The 22,791-nt window shown below is 66.6% G+C and carries 19 protein-coding genes; 9 read left to right on the forward strand and 10 right to left on the reverse strand.

Going from position 1 to position 22,791, the window contains the following annotated elements; translation table 11 throughout:
• Positions 1-61: 61 nt before the first annotated feature.
• Positions 62-1,453: a GntP family permease gene (locus ACREB4_RS08315; RefSeq protein WP_431587748.1), complete on the forward strand. Its 1,392-nt coding sequence runs from the start codon at positions 62-64 to the stop codon at positions 1,451-1,453.
• A 19-nt stretch (positions 1,454-1,472) separates the two neighbouring features.
• Here the strand turns inward: ACREB4_RS08315 and ACREB4_RS08320 are convergent, their stop codons facing one another.
• Positions 1,473-2,465 carry an MDR family oxidoreductase gene (locus ACREB4_RS08320; protein ID WP_431587749.1) on the reverse strand — a complete coding sequence of 331 codons (993 nt, stop codon included), beginning with the start codon at positions 2,463-2,465 and terminating at the stop codon, positions 1,473-1,475.
• 144 nt (positions 2,466-2,609) lie between these two features.
• On the opposite strand from ACREB4_RS08320, the gene ACREB4_RS08325 reads away from it, so the two are divergent.
• The 5 genes from ACREB4_RS08325 (at position 2,610) to ACREB4_RS08345 (ending at position 5,290) form a co-directional block, all read left to right on the forward strand.
• Positions 2,610-3,026: an FKBP-type peptidyl-prolyl cis-trans isomerase gene (locus ACREB4_RS08325; RefSeq protein WP_431587778.1), complete on the forward strand. Its 417-nt coding sequence runs from the start codon at positions 2,610-2,612 to the stop codon at positions 3,024-3,026.
• 120 nt (positions 3,027-3,146) lie between these two features.
• Positions 3,147-3,329, forward strand: a complete 183-nt coding sequence (locus tag ACREB4_RS08330; protein WP_431587750.1) for a hypothetical protein — start codon at positions 3,147-3,149, stop codon at positions 3,327-3,329.
• Between the two features lie 10 nt (positions 3,330-3,339).
• A complete protein-coding gene (locus ACREB4_RS08335; protein ID WP_431587751.1) occupies positions 3,340-3,558 on the forward strand; it encodes a hypothetical protein in 219 nt (72 codons plus the stop codon).
• Between the two features lie 7 nt (positions 3,559-3,565).
• Positions 3,566-4,603, forward strand: a complete 1,038-nt coding sequence (locus ACREB4_RS08340) for an NAD(P)H-dependent flavin oxidoreductase (RefSeq protein ID WP_431587752.1) — start codon at positions 3,566-3,568, stop codon at positions 4,601-4,603.
• Positions 4,604-4,702: 99 nt separating this feature from the next.
• Positions 4,703-5,290: a DUF3617 domain-containing protein gene (locus ACREB4_RS08345; RefSeq protein WP_431587753.1), complete on the forward strand. Its 588-nt coding sequence runs from the start codon at positions 4,703-4,705 to the stop codon at positions 5,288-5,290.
• Between the two features lie 12 nt (positions 5,291-5,302).
• On the opposite strand, the gene ACREB4_RS08350 is transcribed toward ACREB4_RS08345, so the two are convergent.
• On the reverse strand, positions 5,303-6,514 hold the full coding sequence (locus ACREB4_RS08350) for an OmpA family protein (RefSeq protein WP_431587754.1): 1,212 nt from the start codon (positions 6,512-6,514) through the stop codon (positions 5,303-5,305).
• Positions 6,511-8,100, reverse strand: coding sequence for a serine/threonine protein kinase (locus tag ACREB4_RS08355; protein ID WP_431587755.1), 1,590 nt, complete (start codon positions 8,098-8,100; stop codon positions 6,511-6,513). Before ACREB4_RS08355 ends, ACREB4_RS08350 begins: the two co-directional genes overlap by 4 nt.
• Before the next feature lie 169 nt (positions 8,101-8,269).
• Here ACREB4_RS08355 and ACREB4_RS08360 point away from each other — a divergent pair, with 169 nt between their 5' ends.
• A complete protein-coding gene (locus ACREB4_RS08360) occupies positions 8,270-10,408 on the forward strand; it encodes a TonB-dependent receptor plug domain-containing protein (protein ID WP_431587756.1) in 2,139 nt (712 codons plus the stop codon).
• Here the strand turns inward: ACREB4_RS08360 and ACREB4_RS08365 are convergent.
• Together ACREB4_RS08365 and ACREB4_RS08370 are read right to left on the reverse strand one after the other, a co-directional pair.
• Positions 10,396-12,450: an ATP-binding protein gene (locus ACREB4_RS08365; RefSeq protein ID WP_431587757.1), complete on the reverse strand. Its 2,055-nt coding sequence runs from the start codon at positions 12,448-12,450 to the stop codon at positions 10,396-10,398. The genes ACREB4_RS08360 and ACREB4_RS08365 overlap by 13 nt on opposite strands.
• 3 nt (positions 12,451-12,453) lie before the next feature.
• Positions 12,454-13,350 (reverse strand): ABC transporter substrate-binding protein, encoded by an 897-nt coding sequence (locus ACREB4_RS08370; RefSeq protein WP_431587758.1) that lies wholly within the window; start codon positions 13,348-13,350, stop codon positions 12,454-12,456.
• Between the two features lie 281 nt (positions 13,351-13,631).
• On the opposite strand from ACREB4_RS08370, the gene ACREB4_RS08375 reads away from it, so the two are divergent.
• Entirely contained in the window at positions 13,632-15,470 is a 1,839-nt protein-coding gene (locus ACREB4_RS08375; RefSeq protein WP_431587759.1) for a thiamine pyrophosphate-binding protein, read from the forward strand.
• 18 nt (positions 15,471-15,488) lie between these two features.
• Here ACREB4_RS08375 and ACREB4_RS08380 read toward each other — a convergent pair whose 3' ends face one another.
• Positions 15,489-17,501 (reverse strand): S8 family serine peptidase, encoded by a 2,013-nt coding sequence (locus ACREB4_RS08380; protein WP_431587760.1) that lies wholly within the window; start codon positions 17,499-17,501, stop codon positions 15,489-15,491.
• A 118-nt stretch (positions 17,502-17,619) separates the two neighbouring features.
• On the opposite strand from ACREB4_RS08380, the gene rocD reads away from it, so the two are divergent.
• Positions 17,620-18,846 carry an ornithine--oxo-acid transaminase gene (gene rocD, locus ACREB4_RS08385; protein WP_431587761.1) on the forward strand — a complete coding sequence of 409 codons (1,227 nt, stop codon included), beginning with the start codon at positions 17,620-17,622 and terminating at the stop codon, positions 18,844-18,846.
• A 13-nt stretch (positions 18,847-18,859) separates the two neighbouring features.
• On the opposite strand, the gene ACREB4_RS08390 is transcribed toward rocD, so the two are convergent.
• From ACREB4_RS08390 to ACREB4_RS08405, 4 genes are read right to left on the reverse strand one after another with little or no spacing between them, the layout of a single operon-like run.
• Positions 18,860-20,128: a c-type cytochrome gene (locus ACREB4_RS08390; RefSeq protein ID WP_431587762.1), complete on the reverse strand. Its 1,269-nt coding sequence runs from the start codon at positions 20,126-20,128 to the stop codon at positions 18,860-18,862.
• Positions 20,125-20,838 (reverse strand): c-type cytochrome, encoded by a 714-nt coding sequence (locus ACREB4_RS08395; protein ID WP_431587763.1) that lies wholly within the window; start codon positions 20,836-20,838, stop codon positions 20,125-20,127. Before ACREB4_RS08395 ends, ACREB4_RS08390 begins: the two co-directional genes overlap by 4 nt.
• 60 nt (positions 20,839-20,898) lie before the next feature.
• The gene (locus tag ACREB4_RS08400) at positions 20,899-21,483 is read right to left on the reverse strand and encodes a ProQ/FINO family protein (RefSeq protein ID WP_431587764.1); all 585 of its coding nucleotides are present in this window, start codon (positions 21,481-21,483) and stop codon (positions 20,899-20,901) included.
• A gap of 46 nt (positions 21,484-21,529) precedes the next feature.
• Positions 21,530-22,756, reverse strand: a complete 1,227-nt coding sequence (locus tag ACREB4_RS08405) for an oxygenase MpaB family protein (RefSeq protein WP_431587765.1) — start codon at positions 22,754-22,756, stop codon at positions 21,530-21,532.
• Positions 22,757-22,791: the final 35 nt, after the last annotated feature.

Raw genomic sequence — 22,791 nt, forward strand, 5'->3', positions numbered from 1 at the left:
CGGCAGCTTGGTCTCCAGCGATGTCTACTGGCGCGATTCCAAAAGAGAGAGGGGCGCGGCCATGGACTTCCTGATCATCCTGCTTGCATTGGGATTGCTCATTTTCGTGGCCTACAAGGGCCACAGCGTCATCCTCTTCGCGCCGGTGGCCGCCTTGCTGGCCGTGCTGCTCACCGAACCTTCGCTGGTGGCACCGGTCTACATCGGTCTGTTCATGGACAAGATGGTGCAGTTCATCAAGCTGTACTTCCCGGTCTTCATGCTGGGCGCGGTGTTCGGCAAGGTGATCGAGTTGTCCGGCTTCTCCACGGCCATCGTGTCCTCGGTCATCAAGCTGGTTGGCGGCAGCCGTGCCATGCTGTCCATCGTGCTGGTGTGCGCCATCCTCACGTATGGCGGGGTGTCGCTGTTCGTGGTGGTGTTCGCGGTCTACCCCTTCGCGGCCGAACTGTTCCGGCAACTGGACATCCCCAAGCGGCTGATCCCCGGCACCATCGCCCTGGGGGCCTTCAGCTTCACCATGGACTCGCTGCCGGGCACGCCGCAGATCCAGAACATCATTCCCACCACGTTCTTCCACACCAACACCTGGGCGGCGCCGTGGCTGGGCGTCATCGGGGCCATCTTCATCCTGGTGACGGGCTTGCTGTACCTGGAGTCGCGCCGGCGCGCTGCGGTCAAGCGGGGCGAAGGTTATGGTCAGCACACGCTCAATGAACCCGCGAAGGTGGCGTCCGGCCCGCTGCCCAAGCCTTGGATCGCGGTGCTGCCCCTGGTGTTGGTGGCCGTGCTCAACAAGGTTTTCACCAATGTCATCCCCGGCATGTACGGCCAGACCTACACGGTCGACTTGCCGGGCCTCAAGCATGCGTTGAGCGGCGAGGTGTCGTCTGTGGTGGCCATCTGGGCGGTGGGGGCGGCCTTGCTGGTGGGCATCGCCACCGTGTTGCTGTTCGCCTTCAGGCCGGTCGTCGGCCGCTTCGCCGATGGCAGCAAGGCGGCGGTGTCGGGCGCCTTGCTGGCGGCGATGAACACCGCGTCGGAGTACGGCTTTGGCGCGGTCATCGCGGCCTTGCCTGGCTTCATCTCGGTCACGGCGGCCTTGCGCGCCATCCCCAATCCCCTGGTCAACGAAGCCATCACCGTGACCACGCTGGCGGGCATCACGGGATCGGCCTCGGGTGGCATGAGCATCGCGCTGGCGGCCATGGCCGACACCTTCATCCAGAATGCCCAGGCGGCGGGCATCCCGATGGAGGTGCTTCACCGCGTGGCCTCGATGGCCAGCGGTGGCATGGACACCCTGCCGCACAACGGCGCGGTCATCACCCTGCTGGCCGTCACGGGCCTGACGCACCGCGAGTCCTACCGCGACATCTTCGCGGTGACCTGCCTCAAGACCCTGGCCGTCTTCGTCGTGATCGCCGTGTACCTGCTGACCGGCCTCTATTGACGGGCCTGCCAAGCCCGGCTCAAGACCGGGTGCGCACCACCAGCCGGCCCCTGATCTGCCCGGCCCGAAGCCGTGTCGCGGCCTCGATCGCGTCCTGCAAGGACACCTCGGTGGTGATGCGTTCGAGCAATTGCAAGTCCAGGTCCTGCGCCAGGCGTTCCCAGGCCCTTTGACGCAGGGACAGTGGCGCCATCACGCTGTCGATGCCGAGCAAGGCCACACCGCGCAGGATGAAAGGCATCACGGTGGCCGGCAGGTCGAACCCTTGGGCCAGTCCGCACGCGGCCACGGCACCGCCATAGTGGGTCTGCGCGCAGGCATTGGCCAGGGTGTGGCTGCCCACCGCGTCGATCACGGCGGCCCAGCGTTCCTTTTGCAAAGGCTTGCCGGGGGCCGACAACTCGGCACGGTCGATCACGCGGTTGGCGCCCAGGCTCAACAGGTAGTCGGCCTCGGAAGCCTTGCCGGTGGCGGCCACCACGGTGTGACCCAGCCGCGCCAGCAAGGTCACGGCCACCGAGCCCACACCGCCGGTGGCGCCGGTCACGAGCACCTCGCCACCCCCGGTCAAGGTGCCATGTTTTTCGAGCGCCATCACGCACAACATGGCCGTGTAGCCTGCCGTGCCGATGGCCATGGCTTGCCTTGTGGTGAAGGCCTCGGGCAGGGGCACCAGCCAATCGCCATTCAGGCGGGCCCTGCCGGCCAGGCAGCCTTTGTGGGTTTCGCCCACGCCAAAGCCGTTGAGCACCACCTTGTCTCCCGCCTTCCAGTGTGGGTGTTCACTGGCGATGACGGTGCCCGCGCCATCCACGCCCGCGACCATGGGCCAGCTGCGCACCACCGGCGAGGTGTTGGTGATGGCCAGCGCGTCCTTGTAGTTGAGCGTCGAATGGTCGATGTCGACCGTGACGCCCAGCCCTGGCGCCACCGCGGGCAGAAAGTCGTCGTCGACCGCTTTCACGGCGGCTTGGAAGTCGGGGTTCTTGTCGAGCACCAGGGCGTTGAACACGTGCGTCTCCTCGGAATGTGAAACCATTTGTCAAGGCACGGAACACTACACCAGGATGAGCGATCATGTTGGTCACTACAACGATTCGACTGGAGCCCCGCTGTGCGATTCAATGCCCTGACCACTTCCCTGCTGACCGCCACCATGCTGGCTTTGTCCGCCGCCTCGTCCGCCAGTGCCGCGCCCGACGCCGCCCTCGCCAAGGCCGCCAAGGAAAAGGGGGCCGTGGTCACGTCCAGCGGCCTGGTCTACCAGTCCTTGAAGGACGGCACGGGCGCCAGCCCCGCCCCGACCGACGTGGTGAAGGTCCACTACCGCGGCACCTTCCCCGATGGCAAGGAGTTCGACAGCTCCTACAAGCGCAACGCACCCACCGAGTTCCCGCTCAACCGCGTGATCCCTTGCTGGACGGAGGGCGTGCAGCGCATCAAGGTGGGCGGCAAGGCCAAACTGACCTGCCCCTCGTCCATTGCCTACGGTGAACGCGGCGCCGGCGATGTGATTCCGCCCAACGCGACTTTGCAGTTCGAGGTCGAGTTGATCAGCATTGCCGGCAAGTGATTTCGGACATCTGCTGGGGTTTTGACCCGGTCCGACCCTCATTTGGGGTGTTGTCCTACACAGAAACCCTTGGTACTTTGAGAGCATGACCACAGCAGAACTCAAACTGGGAGTTTTCCGATGGGATACGCAGACCTGAACAGCAAGTACCAGCGCTTGCGGGACGATCTTGAAAAAGCCTACGCGGCCAACGTGTGGGACAGCAATCAGATCGACCGTATCGCCGATGAAATCGTGGAAACCGAACTGGCCTTGGCTGGCCAGTCCCGTTTCGCGGCACCGTCTGAGTACTCGCACATCTAAGGAGTTGGACATGCATGCAGCACCTGCATTTTCAGTGGGCGAGTACCTCGCCATCCCCATCGCCGAGTCTCTGGGCGATGGTCAGTGGAAGGCCGGCTTGGCCATCAGCGAAGGCCAGGCCCGGGGCGACCGGCCGGCCAAGTGCATGTTCGCGCAGTTGTTCATGTCGCGTGAAGAAGCCCTGAAGTTCGCCATCAACCAATGGCAACAACCCGTGGCTTCGCACTGACCCCCATTTGAACCTGTCGGCATGTCTGGGCATTGAATTGCCCATCATCCAGGCGCCCATGGCGGGATCCCAGGGCAGCCTGCTGGCTTTGGCGGTGGCCCAGGCCGGGGGCTTGGGCTCCTTGCCCGCCGCGATGTTGAGCCTGCCCGATCTGCGTGCCGAACTGGGACGCATCAAGGCCGGCACGGACCGGCCTTACAACGTCAACTTCTTTTGCCACGACACCCCCACGCCCGATGCTCGGCGCCAGTCCGCGTGGCAATCGGCCTTGGCCCCGTTCTACCAGGAGCTGGCGGTGGACCCGGCGGGCGTCAGCGCAGGCCCTGGTCGCTTGCCATTCAGCGCCGAAGCGGCCGATGTGCTCGAGGAATTCAAGCCCCCCGTGGTCAGCTTCCACTTCGGCCTGCCTTCCGCCGCCTTGCTGGCGCGGGTCAAGCAATGGGGTGCCAAGGTGCTGTCGTCCGCCACCACGGTAGACGAGGCGCGCTGGCTGGAGGCCCATGGTGCGGACATCGTGATTGCCCAAGGCCTGGAGGCCGGTGGGCACCGTGGCCATTTCCTGTCGCACGACCTGTCCTTGCAGATGGGCACCTTCGCCTTGCTGCCGCAGGTGGTGGGGGCGGTCAAGGTGCCGGTGGTGGCCTCGGGTGGCATTGCCGATGCGCAGGGCGTGGCGGCGGCGTTGGCCCTGGGAGCTTCGGGCGTTCAGCTCGGCACGGTGTACCTCACGGCGCACGAAGCCACCACCTCTCGCGTCCACCGGGCGGCGCTTCAAAGCGAGGCAGCCCGGCACACCGCTTTGACCAATCTTTTCTCGGGCCGACCCGCGCGTGGCATCGTCAACCGCTTGATGACCTCGCTGGGGCCCATGGGCGGCCAGGAGGTGCCCGAGTTTCCACTGGCCACCGCGGCCATCGCCCCCTTGCGCGCCAAGGCGGAAAGCCTGGGCCGTGGCGATTTCTCGCCCCTGTGGTCCGGCCAGAACGCCAGCGCTTGCCGAGAAGCCTCGGCGGCGGACATCACGCGGGCACTGTTCGGCCTTTGACCGGGCAACACCTTGCCTGGCCTTTCTTGAAGCCATGCCATGATCATGGCGTTCCCCCATCACAGCCGCGGAAGCCCGCCTCATCCACTGGAGAAACCCATGCGCTCAATCATCCACGGCGGGCTGGTCCTGCTTTGTGTTTCGGCCTTCAGCGCGGCGGTGCATGCCGACGAAGCGCCACCCATCAAGCCCGGCCTGTGGCAGGTTCACAGCGAGCGCGCTGTCGATGGCGTGAAGGCCCCGCCCATGACGGCCCAGATGAACAACCTGCCGCCCGAGGTGCGCAAGCAGATGGAGGCCATGATGAAGCAGAAGGGCGTGGACATGAGCGGTGGTGGTGGCGACATCAAGCTCTGCCTGAGCAAGGAATCGCTGGACCAGAACCAATGGCTGGGCCAGAAGAACGGCGCCCAGAATTGCAAGACCGAGATCAAGACCCGCAACAGCGGCCGCTGGACCTGGCATTCAAGCTGCAGTGACCCCAAGGCGGAGACCGATGGCGAGGCCGTCTTCAACAGCCCTGAGAGCTACACCGTCAAGGTGGCCACCATCATGACGGTGAAGGGCGAGTCCAAGACCATGAACATGACCAACACCTCGACCTGGCTGGGCGCCAATTGTGGCGACCTGAAGCCGATCAGCGCCAAGACCTTGAGTGCACCACCGGCTCCCAAGCCGATGAAGTGATGAGGCGGCGGCTCAGTTGCACGCGACGATCTTGAACTCCACGCGGCGGTCGAGGGCATCCACGGCGTTGTCCGAGCCGCTGCCCACGATGTTCTGGCGGAAACCCATGCCCGTGGCCTTGGTGCGTGGGCCCAGGTTGCTGGCTTCGCCGGTCAGGCGTTGCTTGACGTAGGCGGCGCGTTGCAGCGAGAGTGAATCGTTGGACTGCTCGGACCCTGTGCGGCTGGTGTGCCCGATGATGTCCATGCAGACCTTGGCCGCCGTGCTTTCCTTGGCGATCTGGCGCAGCCACATGCCATAGGCCCCGCTGATGCGCTGGTCCGACCAGAACTCGGTGCTGCCCGGGTTGAACAGGAACTTCACGCCCAGTTCGTTGTAGGCGATGCCCATGGCCACGACCTTGCCGAAGGCGGTTTCGGCCTCGGCGGTGCGGCCCAGCTTGACGTTGGCCAGGTAGATGCCGTTGAGCACGCGCAGTTGTTCGCCAGCCGGCGTGGCCAAGGCGCTGCGGTACTGGCCCAGGGCCTCCTGGTAGCGCTCGGAGTTGTAGAGGTTGGTGGCCTCGTTGATCAGCGTGGCGGCGGCAATGCGGTCCATGTAGAAGGCATCGGCCTTCTGGCCCGGGGGCGTGGCAGTCGAGCGGATGTAGCCCTCCAGCACCTGGTCTTTCACCAGCACGGGGCTGTCGCGGTAATAGGGCAGGGGGTTGTTGTCGAGCCCGGCGCCCTGGGCCTGCGCGGAGGCCTGGGCCACGACCTTGCCGCTGCGCAGTTCGGTCAGCGCCAGGTTCAGCTTGAAGGTGTTTTTGGCGTGGTCGGCCTGGGCCCGCGTCATGGTGCCGGTCAGCAGGTACTGGGCCTTGCCGAGGTTGGCGGCCTGGAAGGGCAGCAGGTCGAAGTGCTCGAAGTTGCTGCTCAGGCGGTCGGTGACGCGCTTTTCAAACAGCCGGGTGGCGTTGGTCTGCTGGCCGGTGCTGCTGTCCAGGAAGGGATCGACCACCACGCCACGCTTGGCCAGTTTGGATTCGACCTTGGCCAGGAAGGCCGGCAGGGTTTGCGTTTGCGAGACCAGGCCATCGGTGGCGGCGGCCACGGCCTGTTCGAAAGGCAACTCGCGGCTCGCGGACGTGGCTTGGGGAGCGGCGCACCCGGTCAGCCACAGGGTGACCAGGACCGCCAGGCTGGCCAGCCATGCCCGGGGCAGAACGTGAATGGCGGACTTCATCGGCACTCCTTCTTCAGAAAATCGGTTTCCTCCGGGCTGAGGGTTTCCAGGGAGGCTTTTTGAAGAATATCACCGCAGCGGACCTGCACCGCCGAGTCACGCCGGGATGCGGAGGGCATCTTTTGGGGGAGGGCGGCCGGTTCTTGGCGGGCCTTCGGTGGCGCTGGAACCGGGCTTGGCTGGATGGGGGCGCGCACCTTGGCGGAAGGCTCGCTTTCCGATGGCGCGGGGCTGGGCGTTGGGGCCGCCGTTGAGGCCGGCTCTGCCACCGAAGAGGGCATGGAGGCCGTGGGCGTGGACTCGGCGGTGTTCAATGTGGGCGACGAGGCTGCTGGCGTCGTGATGGCGGTTTCGGGCGTGCGGCCCTTGGTGAACCAGGCCAGCCCGGCCAGGGCGATCAGGATGATGCCCGCGGCCAAGGCCATGCCCAAGCCTCGACCCGATGACGCTGCACGCTGGGTGGCCGGTGATTCGGCCGCATCGGCCTTGGGAGTGAAGGTCGCAGTCGCGCTGGACGCCGGGCGCTCGGTCCGGGGCGCTGGCTGCGCGGTGGCCTCAAGTGCGCGGACCGCGGCCGGGGGCGCCTCGGGCGTCGGCGCAGCGACGGCGGTTGGCGCAGGCGCCACCTCCAGCATGGCCCGCAGTTCGCCGACGCTTTGAGGCCGCTCGTGGGGCCTCACCGACAGGCAGGCGTCCATCGCTTTGAGAAAAGTCGCGCTGTAGCGTCCGGCGGCGATGTCGCTCAGGGGGCGCAGCTTGTCGGCCATCAGGCGGTCGACCGAGGACATGGGTGCCTTGCCGGTGACGGCGTAGTAAACCACGCAGGCCATGGCATACAGGTCCGTCCAGGCGCCCTGCGGCATCGATGACGATTCCTCACCGTATTGCTCGATCGGGGCATAGCCGGGTTTGAGCACCACGGTCAATGCGTGCGTCATGTCGCCGATCACGCGCCGCGCGGCGCCGAAATCCAGCAGCAGCGGGCCACTGGCGGTCAGCAGGATGTTGTCGGGGGCGATGTCGCGGTGGAAGCAATGCGCGCTGTGCATCACCTCGAGGGCATTGAGCAAAGGGTGCAGCCAGGTCTTGATCTCGGCTTCGGTGGAGGGGCGGCCCAGGTCGGCCAGGGCACGCTTGAGGGTCGGGCCCTCGTAATACGGCATGACCATGTAGGCGGTGCCGTGGCCTTCCCAGAAGCGGTAGACCTTGACCAGGGAGGGGTGGTCGAACTGGGCCAGCAGGCGGGCTTCGTTGATGAAGCTTTTCAAGCCGGCCTGGAAAGTTTCGCGGTGACGGTCGGATTTGACCGAGACGGTGGCCGTGGTGTTGGAACGCGCGGCCAGCGAAGAGGGCATGTACTCCTTGAGCGCGACCTGGCGTTGCAGGGATTCGTCGTAGGCCAGGTAGACGATGCCGAAGCCGCCCTCGCCGATCAGGCCCCGGACCTCGAACTCGCCCAGCCGCGTGCCATCGGGCAGCGTGTGGTTGAACAAGGATGAACTGGAGACGAACTGGGGCAGGTCACTGTCACCAAAGGAGGTGGAGATGATGGTTCGATCGTCGTCTTCGGCTGGTCCCCGCGTCATCTCATACCTCGTGTCATGGCCGCGCCAACTTTGCAAGCCTGGTCATCCCTCGGTCATTTTAGGCGAGGGGGCAGTGCATCGGCCACGAAGCGTCCTGTCGCCGTTATATATTGCGCTGTCCTGTTTCAACTGGGTCACCGTGCAGGCCCATTTTGAACTCGGCCATCACATGACATCCAGCACGCATCCCAGTTTCGGTCTTTCGGCGATCGCGGTGGCGGCACACCGGGTGGTCCTGGCTTGTGCCGCCTTGGGCCTGGTGGCACAGGCCCATGCCCAACTCCCCAGCGATGAAGAAGAGCTGGCCTTGGCTTATGGCGACAAGTCTTTCGTCAGCATCGCCACGGGCTCCAGCCTGCCGGTCAGCCGCGCGCCCGCCATGGCCACGGTGATCACCTCGCAAGACATCGCCTCCATCGGCGCGACCGACCTGGACGAAGTGCTGGAAACCGTGCCCGGCCTGCACGTCGCACGCGAGACCCAGGGCTTCGCGCCGGTTTACGTCATCCGAGGCATCAACCTGGGCTTCAACCCGCAGGTTCTGATGCTGATCAACGGCGTGCCCATGACCACGGTGTTCACGGGCAACCGTGGCGCGGGGTGGGCCGGCATGCCGGTCGAGAACATCGCGCGTGTCGAGGTGATCCGCGGTCCGGGCTCCGCCTTGTACGGCGCCGATGCCTTCTCGGGGGTGATCAACGTCATCACCAAGACCGCCGACGACATCCAGGGGACCGAGGTGGGCGCGCGCGGGGGCTCGTTCAAGACGGGCGATGCCTGGGTGCTGCATGGCGGCAAGTGGGGCGCGCTGGACGTGGCGGGCCACCTTCGCATGGGCAGCACGGAGGGCCAGCGCCGCACCGTCCAGGCCGATGCCCAGACCGGGTCGGACGCGGTGCGTGGCACCCAGGCCTCCAAGGCGCCAGGGCGGATCAACAACGCCCGTGATTCGGTCGATGGTGCGCTGGACCTGAGCCTGGACCAGTGGCGTTTCCGCGTGGCCTACAAGGAGCGCGATGACGTTGGCACCGGCACGGGGGTGGCCTCGGCGCTCGACCCGAATGGCCAGATCTACAGCCAGACCATCACCTCGGACCTCACCTACGACAACCGCCAGATCGCCCCGGACTGGGCCCTGAACGTGCAGGGCAGCTTCATGCACTACACGGAGTTGACCGACATCACCCTGTTCCCGGCGGGCAGCAATGCCTTCGGCACGGGGGCTTTCGCCGATGGCGTGATCGGCAACCCTGCGAAATGGGAGCGGCACGAACGCCTGGGGGCCTCGACCACCTACACCGGCTTCAAGCTGCACCGCCTGCGCCTGGGCTTGGGCGTCGAGCGCGAGGAGGTCTACAAGACGCGCGAGACCAAGAACTTCAATTCGAATTTCACGCGCATCGGCAACGGATCGATCGCCGACGTCATCGATGTGTCGGCGACGGAGCCTTTCATGCGGCCGCAGGGCCGGACCAAGCGCTACATCTACGGGCAGGACGAATGGAGCCTGCTCAAGGACTGGACGCTGACGGCCGGCCTGCGCCATGACCAGTATTCCGATTTTGGAGATACCACCAACCCGCGCCTGGCACTGGTCTGGGATGCCGCCTACAACGTCACCGCCAAGTTGCTGTATGGCAGCGCTTTTCGCGCGCCGTCCATGTCCGAGTTGTACGCCATCAACAACCCGGTGGTGACGGGCAACCCCAGCCTGCGTCCCGAAAAAATGCGGACCCTGGAGGCGGCCGTCTCATGGCAGCCCCTGACCCGCTTGCAGTTGGGCATCAACGTCTTCCACCATGAGATGAGCGACATCATCCGCCTGGTCAATTTCGTGTACCAGAACAACGGTGAGCAACAGGGCAATGGCCTGGAATTCGAGGCCACCTGGGATGTGGCCCAGGACCTGCGCCTGTCGGGCAATTACAGCTACCAGCGCTCGGTCGATGAAGCCACGGGGCGGGCCGCCGCCAACGCGCCACGGCACCATGCCTATGCGCGGGGCCATTGGCGCTTCTCGCCAGGCTGGTCGGTGGACCCCCAGGTCAACTGGGTGAGCGAGCGTCCCCGCGAGTTTGGCGATCCACGGTCCAGCTTGAAGGGCTACGCCACCCTGGACCTGACCTTGCGCACGGACCGCGCGGCCAAAGGCTGGGACATGGCGGTGTCGGTGCGCAACCTCTTCGATGCCGATGCCCAAGAGCCCACGCCCTACGACATGTCGCCGGGGCAGCCCTACATTTCACTGCCCTTCGACTTCCCTTTGCCCGGCCGTTCGTTCTACGTTCAGGCCAGTCATCGGTTCTGATCGGAGGGCGACGATGTCGACCCGTCGTTGACCCAGTTCAGGGTCAGGTGGGCGCTCAACTGCGCGAGCAGGATGGCCCGTTCGAAGGGCTTCGTCATGAAGCCGTTGGCGCCCGCCTGCAAGGCTTGGGCGCGGTCCGCGTTCGAAGCATTGGCCGACAGCGCGATGATGGGCAGGGCGCGCGTGGCCTCGGAGCCGCGCAGTTGCCGGATGGCTTCCAGGCCGTCCATCACGGGCATGGACACGTCCATCAGGATCAGGTCGGGCGCGGCGGTCTGCACCTGTTCGAGGGCGGACTGGCCATTGTTGGCTTCCAGGGTGTCGAAGCCCAGGGGGCGGAGCAGGTCGATCAGCATGGTGCGGTTGGCGGGCACGTCATCGGCGATGAGCACCTTGCGCCGCGCGCCACGGTAACCCGTGACCGGTGGCGACGACGATTCGCCATCCGGGCGCGGCTCGACCCAGGGCAGGTTCAATTCGAACCAGAACAGGCTGCCGACGCCATCCTGGCTGGTGACTTGGACTTCCCCGCCCATCAGGCGCACCAGCTGCCGGCTGATGGCCAGGCCCAGGCCGGTGCCGCCCGAACGGCTGCGGGAATCCCCCGCCTGCTCGAAGGGTTCGAAGATGCGCTCCAGTTCATTCGTCTTGATGCCGGTGCCCGTGTCCTGGACTTCGAAGCGCAGGCGGATCTCCCGGGCCCGGAGGTCGTGGCCCACCTTGGTCACGCCCAGGCGCACCTGGCCCGATTCGGTGAACTTCACGGCGTTGCTCAGCAGGTTGAGCAGCACCTGCCGCAGGCGCTTTTCATCCACCTCCACCGCGGCCGGCAGGTCCGCCGCGTATTCGAAGTCGAAGCGCAGTGCTTTTTCCTCGGCCTTGATGCGGATGATGTCGACCAGCCCGCTCAGGAAGGACTGGGGATGGACGGTGCTGGGGTACAGCTCGGTTTTGCCGGCTTCGATGCGCGACAGGTCCAGGATGTCGATGATGAGCAGCAGCAGGTGTTCCCCACTGCTGTGGATGGTGTTGAGGCCCATGACCTGGCGCTCGGTCAGGGCCTTGTCCATCTTGAGGATCTGCGCGTAGCCCATGATGGCGTTGAGCGGGGTGCGCAGCTCGTGGCTCATGCGGGCCAGGAAGGCGCTCTTGGCGTCGTTGGCGATCTCGGCGCGTTCCTTGGCCGTGCGCAGTTCGGCGGTGCGGTCGCGCACCAGGTCTTCCAGGTGCTCGCGGTGGCGCTGCACTTCCTCGCCGCGTTCCTGCAGCACCGAACTCATGCGGTTGAAGGCCTGGGCCATGGCCTGGATGTCCTGGGGGCCGTCCACATCGGCGCGCACATTGGCCTCGCCGCGTTCGGTGCGGACCATGGCCTTGGACAGGCTGTTCAGGGGGCGCGTGATCCGGGTGGCCAGGAAGCGGATGGCGATGAGGAAGAGCGCGGCGAAGAAAAACGAGCTGGCCAGGTTGACGAAGAAGATGTTGGCCATCATGCGGGTCAGCGTGGCTTTGCTGTGCACCAGGCGCACCTGCCCGAGGAACTCGGTGGGTGGCGGCTCCACATCGAAGGGTGAGGCCGCGGGCTTGGTCCACACCGGTGCCACGAATTGCCAGGTGTCTTCGGTTTCGGCTTCCAGGTAAGCCTCGCGAGGTGGCGGCGAAGGCAGGGCCTTGAGGGGCGCTTCGCGGCCGGCCTTGCCCTTGGACAGCAGCACGCCGCCATCGCTGGTGCGGATTTCCACGCGCAGGACGTCGGGGTAGGCCAGGGTGGCACTGACCGCGTCGTTGGCGTTCTCGGGCGAGGCGTAAAGCAGGGCCAGCGTGCTTTGCGAGGCCAGGCTGGTGGCGATGCTCATGCTCTGGCGCATCAGGGTGTCGCGGATCTGGCGGCTGCCCTGCCAGGAACTGCCGATGGACGAAAACAGGGCCATGCAGATCACGCCGATGATGACGGCGATGCTGAGTTGGCGCTGGAAAGTCAGTTGCCGCAAAAAGCCCGAAAGTCGGCGCTCAATGAACAATGGTTGAGTGTGACTGTTCATATGTCAGGGCTCCGGGAAGACCATGTCAAAGCGCTGCTGCAGTGCATTCAGGTTGATGCCCAAATGGTTCGCGGTGCGGGTGTTCACCGCCATCAGCACTTCCTTCAAGGGCCGCACACCACGGATCGCGGTGCCGGAAGAGACATACCCCATCGCCCAACCGGCCAGTGCCTTGCCGAGTTCGACGTTGTTGGGGTACAGCGAGAACAGCGCACCACGCTTGACGTGGGCCGCACTGCTGGAAAAGACCGCGAGGTTGCGGTTCCACGACTCTTGCAACACCAGCGGCAGCACCGCCGTGTCGTCGACCGTGGTGGAGTCCTGTGGCAACCACAGCACATCGCGCTTGGGGTCGGCTGAACCGAGGGTTTCCTGGTACTGGCGGGTGGCGGATTTGAGGTCGTCCGCCTCATAGGCCTGCAGTTCAAGGCCCTGGGCCTTGGCGGCTTCACGCGCCAGCTTGATCAGCCAGGCATTTTGCCGTGGATCGTAGACGACGATCACGCGCCGGGCCGATGGCAGGAGGGTCTTGAGCCTGGCGAAGAGCAGGGCCGGGTCGGGCGCCAGGCTGTGCACGGACAGGTTTTGCGCGTCGGCCTCGGGCACCGACAGCACGCCGCCAGCGACGACACCCAGGTTGCGGTCCAGGGCCGAGGCCACCTTCAGGCCGTTGCGGCCCAGGGCGATGACGGCGCGGATGTCCCGGCGCTTCAGCTCGCTGGAAATGTCCTGGACGCTCGCATTGGCCCCCACGGGAAAGCTGGCAACGCGGCTCTTGGTCTGGTCCTCGATGCCCCCGATGATGGTGGAGAACACACTGCGGTAGGGCTCGCCGATGTCGGGGTAGATGACCGCGATGGCGCGCACGGCTTCATCTGAAGCGGCGTTTGCCAAGGGCAATTGCCACACCATGACTGCCAATGCCACCCAACGCACAGCCACCCAAAACGCACGGCATGCAAGCAAAACTGATGTCCTCCATACGACCAGAATCGGAGATGCGATAGCTTACCCAGTGTTTCGCGGTCAGCGGCGACCGTGTGATGGATATCGCTGCCACTTATCTCGGGGAGGACCCGCGACGAGGGGGATGACGGTGTGCGTCTGTGTGCGTATCATTTTGTTACACGCCGCCGCTTTCAGTGGTTGGACTGCCGGTTGGCGTGATTGGGACCCTCATCGTGACCTTATCAGCAGTTTTATCTCTGGCGGAGCCGTCCCCCTCTGTCGACGCGGCCAGCCTCATCGTGGCTTACCTTGAAGCCCTGGGCGTGGAATATGTCTTCGGCGTGCCCGGTGGCGCCATCGAGCCGCTGTACAACGCGTTGGCGGTCAGTGGGCGGCGCGGCGGGCCGCGGCATGTGCTGGCACGGCACGAGGCGGGTGCCGCGTTCATGGCCGATGGTTATGCCCGAGAAACCGGCAAGTTGGGGGTGTGTTGCGCGACATCCGGCCCTGGCGCGACCAACCTCCTGACCGGCATCGCGTGTGCTTTTGACAACAGTGTTCCTTTGTTGGCGATCACGGGTCAACCCTCGCTGCCTTTGTTCGGCAAACGCGCCTTGCAGGAATCGTCCTGCACCGGGGTGAACACCGTGGGCATGCTGCAACACTGCACGCGTTACAACACCTTGGTCTCGCACGCCGACCAGTTGGAAAACAAGTTGGTGAGCGCGCTGATCCGTGCTTCGCAACCCCCTCACGGCCCGGTGCACCTGTCGGTGCCCGTGGACCTGATGCGCGGTCTGGTCGAGCCGCGTTTGTCGCCGCAGCACCTCAAGCGCCTGCTGGTCAAGCCTTCGCTGATCGACGAGGACGCCATCCACACCCTGTTCCAGTCGGTGCAGCGCAGCCGCAAGACCGTGCTGATCATCGGAGGAGGTTGCGGCGAAGCAATCGACGCGATCATGCATTTTGCCGAGCTGACCGATTCGCGCTTCGTCACCACGCCGGATGCCAAGGGACTGATCAATCCGCACCATTATTTGTATTGCGGTGTGTTCGGCTTTGCCGGGCACGAATCGGCGCAACGGGCCTTGAGCGATGACGTGGAGCTGACCCTGGCCATCGGCACGAGCCTGGGCGAGTGGACCAGCGGCGCCTGGAGCACCAGCGTGCTGAACCAGAGCCTAGTGCACATCGATTCGAACGACGAGCACCTGATGCGCTCGCCCATGGCGCAGCAGCACGTGCGTGGCCGCATCCGGTCGGTGTTCGAACGCCTGCTGGACATCATGCACATCGAGCAAGCCTCGCTGGGCCTGCCGTGGAAGCCTTCGCGCGTGCACACCGACGTGGCCGACGTGGTGGTGCGCACACCTGACAAGCGCGAGGACATGAGCGCGCCCATCAAGCCGCAGCGCCTGATGACCGAGTTGTCCAACCGCTTTCCGCCCACCACGCGCTTTGTCGCGGACGCGGGCAACAGCACGGCCTGGTCCATCCATTACCTTGAGTTGCGCAACCGCCGCATGGGCCTGGTACCGGGCATGACGATGCCCGCGGCCAATTCGCCCACCATGCACACGCCGTCTCGCCGCGGGGAGCGGCGCATGGACCACGCCGGTTGGCTGCGCGTGCTGATGGATTTCGCCCCGATGGGCTGGGCCATTGGCGCAGCCGTGGGCATCGCGCGGGGCAATCCTGACTACCCCGTGGTGTGCATCACCGGCGACGGCAGCTACCTGATGAATGGCCAGGAAATCACCGTGGCGGCGCAGGAGCAGTTGACGGTGATCTTCGTGGTGCTCAACGACGCGGCGCTGGGCATGGTCAAGCATGGTCAGCGGCTGGCGGGGGCGGAGCAGGTGGCGTTCGAGCTGCCACAGGTCGACTTCAGCTTGATGGCGAAGTCCATGGGCATCGCGGGCCATGTGATCCGATCGCCCGACGATTTCAGTGCCTTGGACATGGGCCAGATCCTGGGCCGCAAGGGACCGACCCTGCTGGACGTGCGCATCGATCCCGAAGAGGTGCCACCCATGGGATTGCGCATGCAGACGCTGGACACCGCGCCATGATGGGCGCGGACGGTCGGTTCAGTTAGACGGATGAGCCGAGGCGCGTCGGCGCCTGGCCGCCGTGATGCCGCCGAGCGTGGCGGCCAGCAAGCCCAGCAGGGTGAGCTCGTCCATGGCGCCACCACCACCGCCGCCACCACCACCGCCCGATGACGTCGTGGCGGCCACTGGCGTGACCACGTCGATGGTCTGCGAGGTGCTGGAGGTGTTGCTCAGGTTGTCGGTGACGGTGAGGCTGACGGTGAAGCGGCCGAGCGCGCTGGGCGTGACCGTGATGCTGCTGGCCGTGGACGAGGTGAGTGGTGTCACGATGCCGCCGCCATCCACCAGGGTCCATTGGTAGGCGGCGATGTGCTTGCCCGTGGCGACCCAGGAGCTGGCACCGGTGATGGTCAGGGCCTGGGATGGCACCGCGCCGGTTCTGGGGTAGTCGATCTGGGCCTGCAGGCCCGCCTGGACCGCCGAGACGGCCGCCCCGGCATCCAGCATGCCGGCGCCGCAGGTGGCGGTGGTGCAGTAGCACTGGCCCTGGTCGGACGAGGTGGGGGCCACGCAGCGTGACACGGTGGTCGCGCCACCATCGCCGTTGTCGGCGCCGGAACTGGGGAAAGGTCGGGCCGAGCCCTGCAAGATGGCGCGCACCGCGTCCGGGGTGAGCGTGGGCTCGACCGACAGCATGAGGCCCACCGTGCCCGCCACCAGCGGCGCGGAGAAGCTGGTGCCCAGCGAGGTGTAGTAGCTGTTGGTGTAGATCGAACTGCTGGCGACCGGCGTGGTCGTGCCGGCGTTGCTGGTCGTCAGGATGGGGTACAGGCAAGGCTGACCAGCGCCGGTGTTGACACAGTTGCCAGCCGGGGCGCTGATGCCAATGTCCGAGCCCAGGTCGGAATAGCCGACCTTGGTGCCCGCGTGGCGCAGGCCCGCCACGGCGATCACGCCCGGGCAGTTCGCGGGCACGGTGACGGCACCGCCCGCGTTGCCGGCGGAGGCCACCACCACCACGCCCAGGGTGCTCAATTGCGCCAGTGTGTCGCGGTAAGCCTGCGAACAGGCCCCCGTGCCGCCCAGGCTCAAATTGATGACCTTGGCCGGGTTGGGGTTGGCGGGCGTGCCCGAGACACCGATGCCGGCCGCCCAGAGCATGCCGGCCATGATGTCGGAGTCGTAGCCGCCGCATTTGCCCAGCACGCGCACGGGCAGGACCCGCACCGTGCGCCCCACGCTGGCCATGCCGGTGCCGTTGTGGGTCAGGGCACCGATCACGCCAGCGGTCTGTGTGCCATGCCAGGAGCTGTTCTCGGCGGCCAGGTTGTTGTTGCCATCGCGGCCGCAGCCGGCGAATTGGCCGTTGCCGGTCGTTTCGGCGTAGGTGATCCAGTCGCCCGGGTCGGTGGGGTCGGCGTCGCGGCCGTTGCCATCGTTGGCCATGCCCACGTTGGTGACCATGTCGTAGCCGGGCAGGAGGTTGCCGCCCGAGCCCACGGGCAGCAGTTCCGTGTGGTCGTAGCGCACGCCGGTGTCCAGCACGGCCACCACCACGCTGGCGCTCCCGTGCGTGACGAACCAGGCAGGTTCCACGTCGATCGACGACAGGACCGTGCTGGTGGGCGCCCGCAGGTACCACTGGCCGGACGTCGGGGTGAAGCCCGCGAGGTTGTCGCCATACAGGGGGTCGTTGGGGGCGGCCAGGCGGTGGCGGCGCTGGTCCACGACGGCGTATTCGATGTCGCTTTCCTGGGCGAGCCTGGCGGCGAGTTGCGCCGAACTGATGTTGTCGGCCAGGAGCACCTGGGTGCGGTTGGACAGGCCCGGGCCATCGCGCAAGGTCCGCCCGATGCGCTGGCCCAGCGTCGAGGCCTGGGCCGTGTTGTGCGGCGTGGCGGACTGCGCCTGCGCGCGCATGAGGGTCGAGCCGGCCTTGAATTTCACGATCACCCGCGCGGCATCTTCGGCGGCCGAGGCCATGGACAGGGTCGTCGCCAGCAGGAGGGCTGTGGCGGCGGGCAGGGCAAGGCGGCGCAGGCAGATCATTGACCCAGTTTACGGACCAAGACTGCACACAAAGGGCTTATTCGGGTGCTGATCCGCGCCCATTTCCGAGCCAAAGCGGGGACACTGGGCACAGAACCTGCAACGACAGGAGAGCACCGTGAGCACGAAGAGCCAGCAACTCATCGACCTGGACCTGGCGCGTGGCGCGCACAACTACCGTCCCATCGAGGTGGTGTTGCAGCGCGCCAAGGGCGTCCACCTCTGGGACGTGGCCGGGCGGCGCTATGTCGACATGATGAGTGCCTATTCGACGGCTTCGCTGGGCCATGGCCACCCCCAGGTGCTGAAGGCCCTGGCGCGGCAGGCCAAAGCCCTGGACGTGACCAGCCGCGCGTTCTACAACGACCAATTGCCCCTGTGGCTAGACCAACTGACCCGCCTGGCCGGCATGGACAAGGCCTTGCCCATGAACACCGGTGCCGAAGCGGTGGAGACGGCTTTGAAGCTGGCGCGCAAGTGGGGCGAAACGGTCAAGGGCATCCCCCGTGACCAAGTCGAGGTCATCGGTTGCGAAGGCAATTTCCATGGCCGCACCCTGGCCCTGGTGAGTCTGTCGACCGAGGCGCAGTACCGCGAGAACTTCGGCCCCTTCACGCCCGGCTTCAAGATCGTGCCCTTTGGCGATGAGGCCGCCCTGGCGCGGGCCATCACCCCGCGCACGGCGGCCTTCATCGTCGAGCCCATCCAGGGCGAGGCCGGCATCCGGCTGCCGCCACCGGGCTATCTGCAACGTGCCCGGGCCTTGTGCCGGCAGCACCGCGTGCTCTTCATCGTGGACGAGATCCAGTGTGGCCTGTCGCGGACCGGCCGGCTGTTCTGCTTTCAGCATGACGATTTGGCGCCCGACCTGCTGATCCTGGGCAAGGCGCTGGGCGGGGGCGTGTACCCGGTGTCGGCAGTGGTGGGCCAGGCGGAGGTCCTGGGTGTGCTTCGTCCTGGCGACCATGGCTCGACCTTTGGCGGCAATGCCATCGCGGCCAAGGTCAGCATGGTGGCCCTGGGGCTGTTGAGCGATCCCGAACTCATCGCCCGGGTCACGCGTTTGGGTGACTGGGCTTTGGCCCACCTGCGCGAGGGCCTGCAAGGCAGCCCCCTGGTGCGCGACATCCGTGGCCAGGGCCTGATGATGGGGGTGGAAGTCGTCCCGGACTTGGGCGCGCGGTGCCTGGTCGATGCCTTGAAAGAGCGCGGCGTGCTCACCAAGGAAACGCACGACGTGGTCATTCGCCTGGCGCCCCCCTTGGTCATCCGCAAGAAGCAGTTGCGCCGCGCCCTGGACGCCGTCATCGAGGTGGTGCGCGAGGCCGAGACCCGCCTGGCCTGATGGGCCGCCTGGCTCAGTCCTGCAGGCCGTTGCGCAACTGGATGACATCGAGCGACGACACCGGCTTGCCCTGGTTGCCCCAGGCGCTGCGGATGTAGGACACCACGGCAGCGGTGTCCTCGTTGTTGAAGACCATGGCGAAGGGCGGCATGCCGTAGGGGCGGGGGTTGCCCGCGGTCGAAGGCGCGAAGCCCCCCGCCAGCACGACGCGCACCAGGTTCGCGGGCGAATCCATCGTCACCGCGCGGTTGCCGGCCAATGGCGGGTAGGTTTGGGCCACGCCTTCGCCCTGATCGCCATGGCATTGCGCGCAGTGCAGCTTGTAGAGCCGCGCCCCCAAGGCATCGGGCAAGGGGGGCTCGACCTTGGCGAGGTCGCGTGGCCGGGTGTCGGCGGGCAAGGCCTTCAGGTAGGTGGCCATGGCGAGCAGGTCGGCGTCCGACCAGTGCTGGGTGCTGTTGCCCACCACCTCGGCCATGGGCCCGAGCACCGTGCCTTTGGCGGACACGCCGTTCTTCATCAGCAGGACGATGTCGGGCAGGCTCCAGTCGGCCACGCCAGCTTCGTGCGCGGCGGTGAGCGAAGGCGCGTACCAGTTGCGCATGGGGATCAAGCCGCCGCTCAGGTCGAGCGTGCCGCTGGTGGCCCCCAAGGCGTTGCGGCTGGCGTGGCAGGCGTTGCAGTGGCCCAGGCCCTGCACCAGGTAGGCGCCCCGGTTCCAGTCGGCCGACTTCCGGGGATCGGTTTCGACCTCGCCAGGCTTGAAGAACAGGGCGCGCCAGACGGCCAGGGCCGGCGTGGAATCGTAAGGAAAGCGCAGCGCATGCGGACGGTTGGGCTGGGCCACGGCGGGCAGGCTCTGCAGGTAGGCGAAGATCGCGTCCGAGTCGGCGCGGGTGACGTGGGTGTAATTGGGATAGGGAAAGGCGGGGTAGAGCAGCCGCCCATCCCGAGAGCGTCCGTTGTGCAGCGCGCGCCAGAAGGCCGAGGGCGACCAGCCGCCCAGGCCGGTCTTCACGTCGGGCGTGAGGTTGGAGGTGTAGACGGTGCCGAACGGTGTCTGGATGCCCAGTCCGCCCGCGTAGGGCTCGCCACCCCGGGCCGTGTGGCAGGCCATGCAATTGCCCACGCGTGCCAGGTAGCCGCCGCGAGCGATGAGCTGGGCATCGGCCGTGGGGCCAGGGTCGGACGTGACCGGGTCCTCGCCGCGCAGGTTCAGGGCCTGGACGACGGCGGCCAGCAGGGCGCCGGTCACCAGCATCCAGGCGAGGGTGCGCTTCATGGCGTGGCCTCCGGGCCGTTCACGCCGCCACAGGGCATGGGCAAGGGGCCGGGCAGGCTGGCGCCGGCCTTGGCATGTTCGGGCACCGGCTGGGCCGAGATCCATTGCGCCAAGGCGGCGATGTCCTCGGGTTCCAGGCGCTGGGCGATGCTGGCCATGCAGTCAGGCGCCTTGGCCTGGCGGTTGCCGTTTTTCCAGGAGCCCAGCTGTGCATTGATGTAATCGCGCGGCACGCCCAGCAGGCCAGGGATGGCCGGTTGAACACCCGTCAGCGAAGCGCCGTGGCATTGCACACAGGCCGGGATCTTGCGTCGCGCATCCCCCTGGGTCGCCAGGGTCTGGCCGTGCTGGATTTCGGCGGCCGTGGCGGTGGACGAGGGCCGTTGTGCGGGGTAGGGCAGGTCCAGCGCGGCGAAATACTGGGCGATCTCGCGCAGGTAGGCGTCGGACAGCGGGTCCAGTAAGTTGGCCATCAGGGCATAGTGCCGGCGGCCATCGCGGAAATTGCGCAGCTGGTTGTACAGGTAGCCGGCCGGCTTGCCCGCGATGCGCGGGTAGTAGCCGTCGGCCGCGGCACGACCCTGGGGGCCGTGGCACACGGTGCAGGCCTGCACGCGCTGGGCGATGCTGTTCTCGACCCGGGGCGCCGCCTTCAGCGGGCCGGCGATGCCCATGGCCAGGATGAGGGCGGCGAAGAGTGGAGGGCGCATGCCCCAATCTACTTCGGTTTCACCCTGGCAGACAGTGGGCAAGATGTCCCAGCGGGTCGATCAGCGGCGCCGTTGTGGCGGACGTGGGCGGCGATCCTGCGGCGCTTGTGGGGGCGCTTGCTGGGCTTCCTGCCGGGCGATCTCCAGCAGGTGATCGAGTTCCTCGACCGGCACGCCCTTGAGCGCGCAGAAATTCGCGGGCGTCAGCGTGGTGGTCTGGAAGTCGCGCAGCAGCGTGGCACGGTTGCGGCGCTGCTGGTGTTCCAGCTCGACCTTGGCCTGGTGGTTGGCACGGCGGCGGGCGAGTTCTTCCTGGGCGACCTTGCGGTGCTCTTCGCTGAGCTCGTCGCCGGGCTGGCCGTCGAGGTCGTAGCGGTGGGTGGCCTTGCTCAAGGCCACCAGGTAGGCATGGCTGCCGGTGTGGCGGCGCAGGAAGGCCGACAGCACCTGCTTGGTGAACACGCCGGGGGCGCGCTCCTGGATGTCGGCCTGGATGCGCAGTTTCAAGGGCTTGGGCGCACCATCAAACAGGGCCGGGAACAGCTGCCGCAATTGCGTGGCGCAGGCGGCCGGCGTCATGGCCTCGGAGTTGGCAGCTGGCGCGGGCGCTGATTCGGGCGCGGGTGAAGGAGGCGTCAAGGACATGGAAACAGGCAGACAAAAAAGATCAGAGGGCGCATTGTGCCCGCTTCTAGGGGGCAACGTGCTGGGCCACCACGGGCGGGTGCTTGCCGAAGACGATGGGCATGTAGCGCAACTGGTTGGCCCGCCCTTCGCGGACCAGCCGGTCCTGGCCGCCGGGCACCACGTGGTGCAGCCCGGTCCAGAGCAGGCGGGGCAGGGTGGTCAGCACCGGGTGCCAGGGCAGGGCCGGGGGCAGGCCCAGGTGCTGCATGCCCTCGCGGCCCACGAACAGGCGCAGCATGCTGAGGTGGCGCGCACGGTTGAAACGGCCGCGCAGCGCGCCCCCCCAGGGGTAGTGGCGGTTGAGGGGCTCGTCCATCAGCGCGCGGCCCAGGGCGGCGCTGCTGTCGTCGGGCGGCGCCTGGCTGATCACGTTCTGGTACAGCGAGATGCGGCCCTGCATTTCGGTCTCGGACAGCAGTTCTTCTTCCACGCCCATCAGCCAGCCGATGTAACGCCACAGGTGCATCATCGCCAGGCCATCGGCCCGGCTGACCACCACGCCGGTGATGCGTAAAGCAATGAGGTGCACCGCGCTGAAACCCAGGTAGGTGGCCTGCATGTCGACCTGGTTGATGGGCAGGCCGTGGGCGGCCAAATCCCAGTCGGGTCGGTTCAGCAGGTTCTGTCGCACCAGGGCGTGCATGGCGCGCACGCGCAAGGTGGTCTTGAAGCCAGCGCTGTGGCGGGCCATGCCGTGGTCGGTGGTGCAGTCCATCCACCAGGACGAAGTTTCGGCCAGGCGCCGTTGCGCGCCGCGTTGGAGTGATCCGGTCATCACCAGGGTCTTGTTGATGGCCGAGGCCTGGTAGCCGGCCATCAGGCCGGCGTCGCGCAGCACCAGCATGCCGTGCTGGCCCGTGCTCTGGATGAAGCGAGCGCCCCGCGCGAGTTGGGCGGGGTCGAGCCAGTCGGGGGTGTCTTCGACAGCCTGCATGAAGCAGCGCAGGGCTTCGGGCGCGTCTGGCACGGCGTCCAGGCCGTGTTCGATGGCGCGCTCTAGCATGGGCCTGCCGATGTTCATGCCGACCTCGCGCAGCCACCGGGCCACGTCATCGGCCAAGGGGTCGCCGCGCCACAGCGCCGAGCCAAGCTTGTCCCACTCTGGCGCGCTGGGTTCGGGGTTGCCGCGGATCATCAGCCGCAGGCGGCTGGCGATGCGGCGGGTGGTGGCCAGGTCGGCCCCGTGGCGCAGAGGAGGTGGCGGGCTTGAAGCGGCGTCAAGGGCGGTCATGGGGCGCATCTTGCACCATGACCGCCCGCCGTTTG

Origin of the sequence: Aquabacterium sp., assembly GCF_050725395.1 — a bacterium.
In the GTDB taxonomy this organism is placed as follows: Bacteria; Pseudomonadota; Gammaproteobacteria; order Burkholderiales; family Burkholderiaceae_C; genus Aquabacterium.

What these genes read in the sequence shown, in the direction of transcription:
- ACREB4_RS08315 (WP_431587748.1), top strand. Translation starts at nt 62, where the DNA reads ATGGACTTCCTGATCATCCTGCTTGCATTGGGATTGCTCATTTTCGTG.
- ACREB4_RS08325 (WP_431587778.1), top strand. Translation starts at nt 2,610, where the DNA reads ATGCTGGCTTTGTCCGCCGCCTCGTCCGCCAGTGCCGCGCCCGACGCC.
- ACREB4_RS08330 (WP_431587750.1), top strand. Translation starts at nt 3,147, where the DNA reads ATGGGATACGCAGACCTGAACAGCAAGTACCAGCGCTTGCGGGACGAT.
- ACREB4_RS08335 (WP_431587751.1), top strand. Translation starts at nt 3,340, where the DNA reads ATGCATGCAGCACCTGCATTTTCAGTGGGCGAGTACCTCGCCATCCCC.
- ACREB4_RS08345 (WP_431587753.1), top strand. Translation starts at nt 4,703, where the DNA reads ATGCGCTCAATCATCCACGGCGGGCTGGTCCTGCTTTGTGTTTCGGCC.
- ACREB4_RS08350 (WP_431587754.1), bottom strand. Translation starts at nt 6,514, where the DNA reads ATGAAGTCCGCCATTCACGTTCTGCCCCGGGCATGGCTGGCCAGCCTG.
- ACREB4_RS08355 (WP_431587755.1), bottom strand. Translation starts at nt 8,100, where the DNA reads ATGACGCGGGGACCAGCCGAAGACGACGATCGAACCATCATCTCCACC.
- ACREB4_RS08360 (WP_431587756.1), top strand. Translation starts at nt 8,270, where the DNA reads ATGACATCCAGCACGCATCCCAGTTTCGGTCTTTCGGCGATCGCGGTG.
- ACREB4_RS08365 (WP_431587757.1), bottom strand. Translation starts at nt 12,450, where the DNA reads ATGAACAGTCACACTCAACCATTGTTCATTGAGCGCCGACTTTCGGGC.
- ACREB4_RS08380 (WP_431587760.1), bottom strand. Translation starts at nt 17,501, where the DNA reads ATGATCTGCCTGCGCCGCCTTGCCCTGCCCGCCGCCACAGCCCTCCTG.
- ACREB4_RS08390 (WP_431587762.1), bottom strand. Translation starts at nt 20,128, where the DNA reads ATGAAGCGCACCCTCGCCTGGATGCTGGTGACCGGCGCCCTGCTGGCC.
- ACREB4_RS08395 (WP_431587763.1), bottom strand. Translation starts at nt 20,838, where the DNA reads ATGCGCCCTCCACTCTTCGCCGCCCTCATCCTGGCCATGGGCATCGCC.
- ACREB4_RS08400 (WP_431587764.1), bottom strand. Translation starts at nt 21,483, where the DNA reads ATGTCCTTGACGCCTCCTTCACCCGCGCCCGAATCAGCGCCCGCGCCA.
- ACREB4_RS08405 (WP_431587765.1), bottom strand. Translation starts at nt 22,756, where the DNA reads ATGACCGCCCTTGACGCCGCTTCAAGCCCGCCACCTCCTCTGCGCCAC.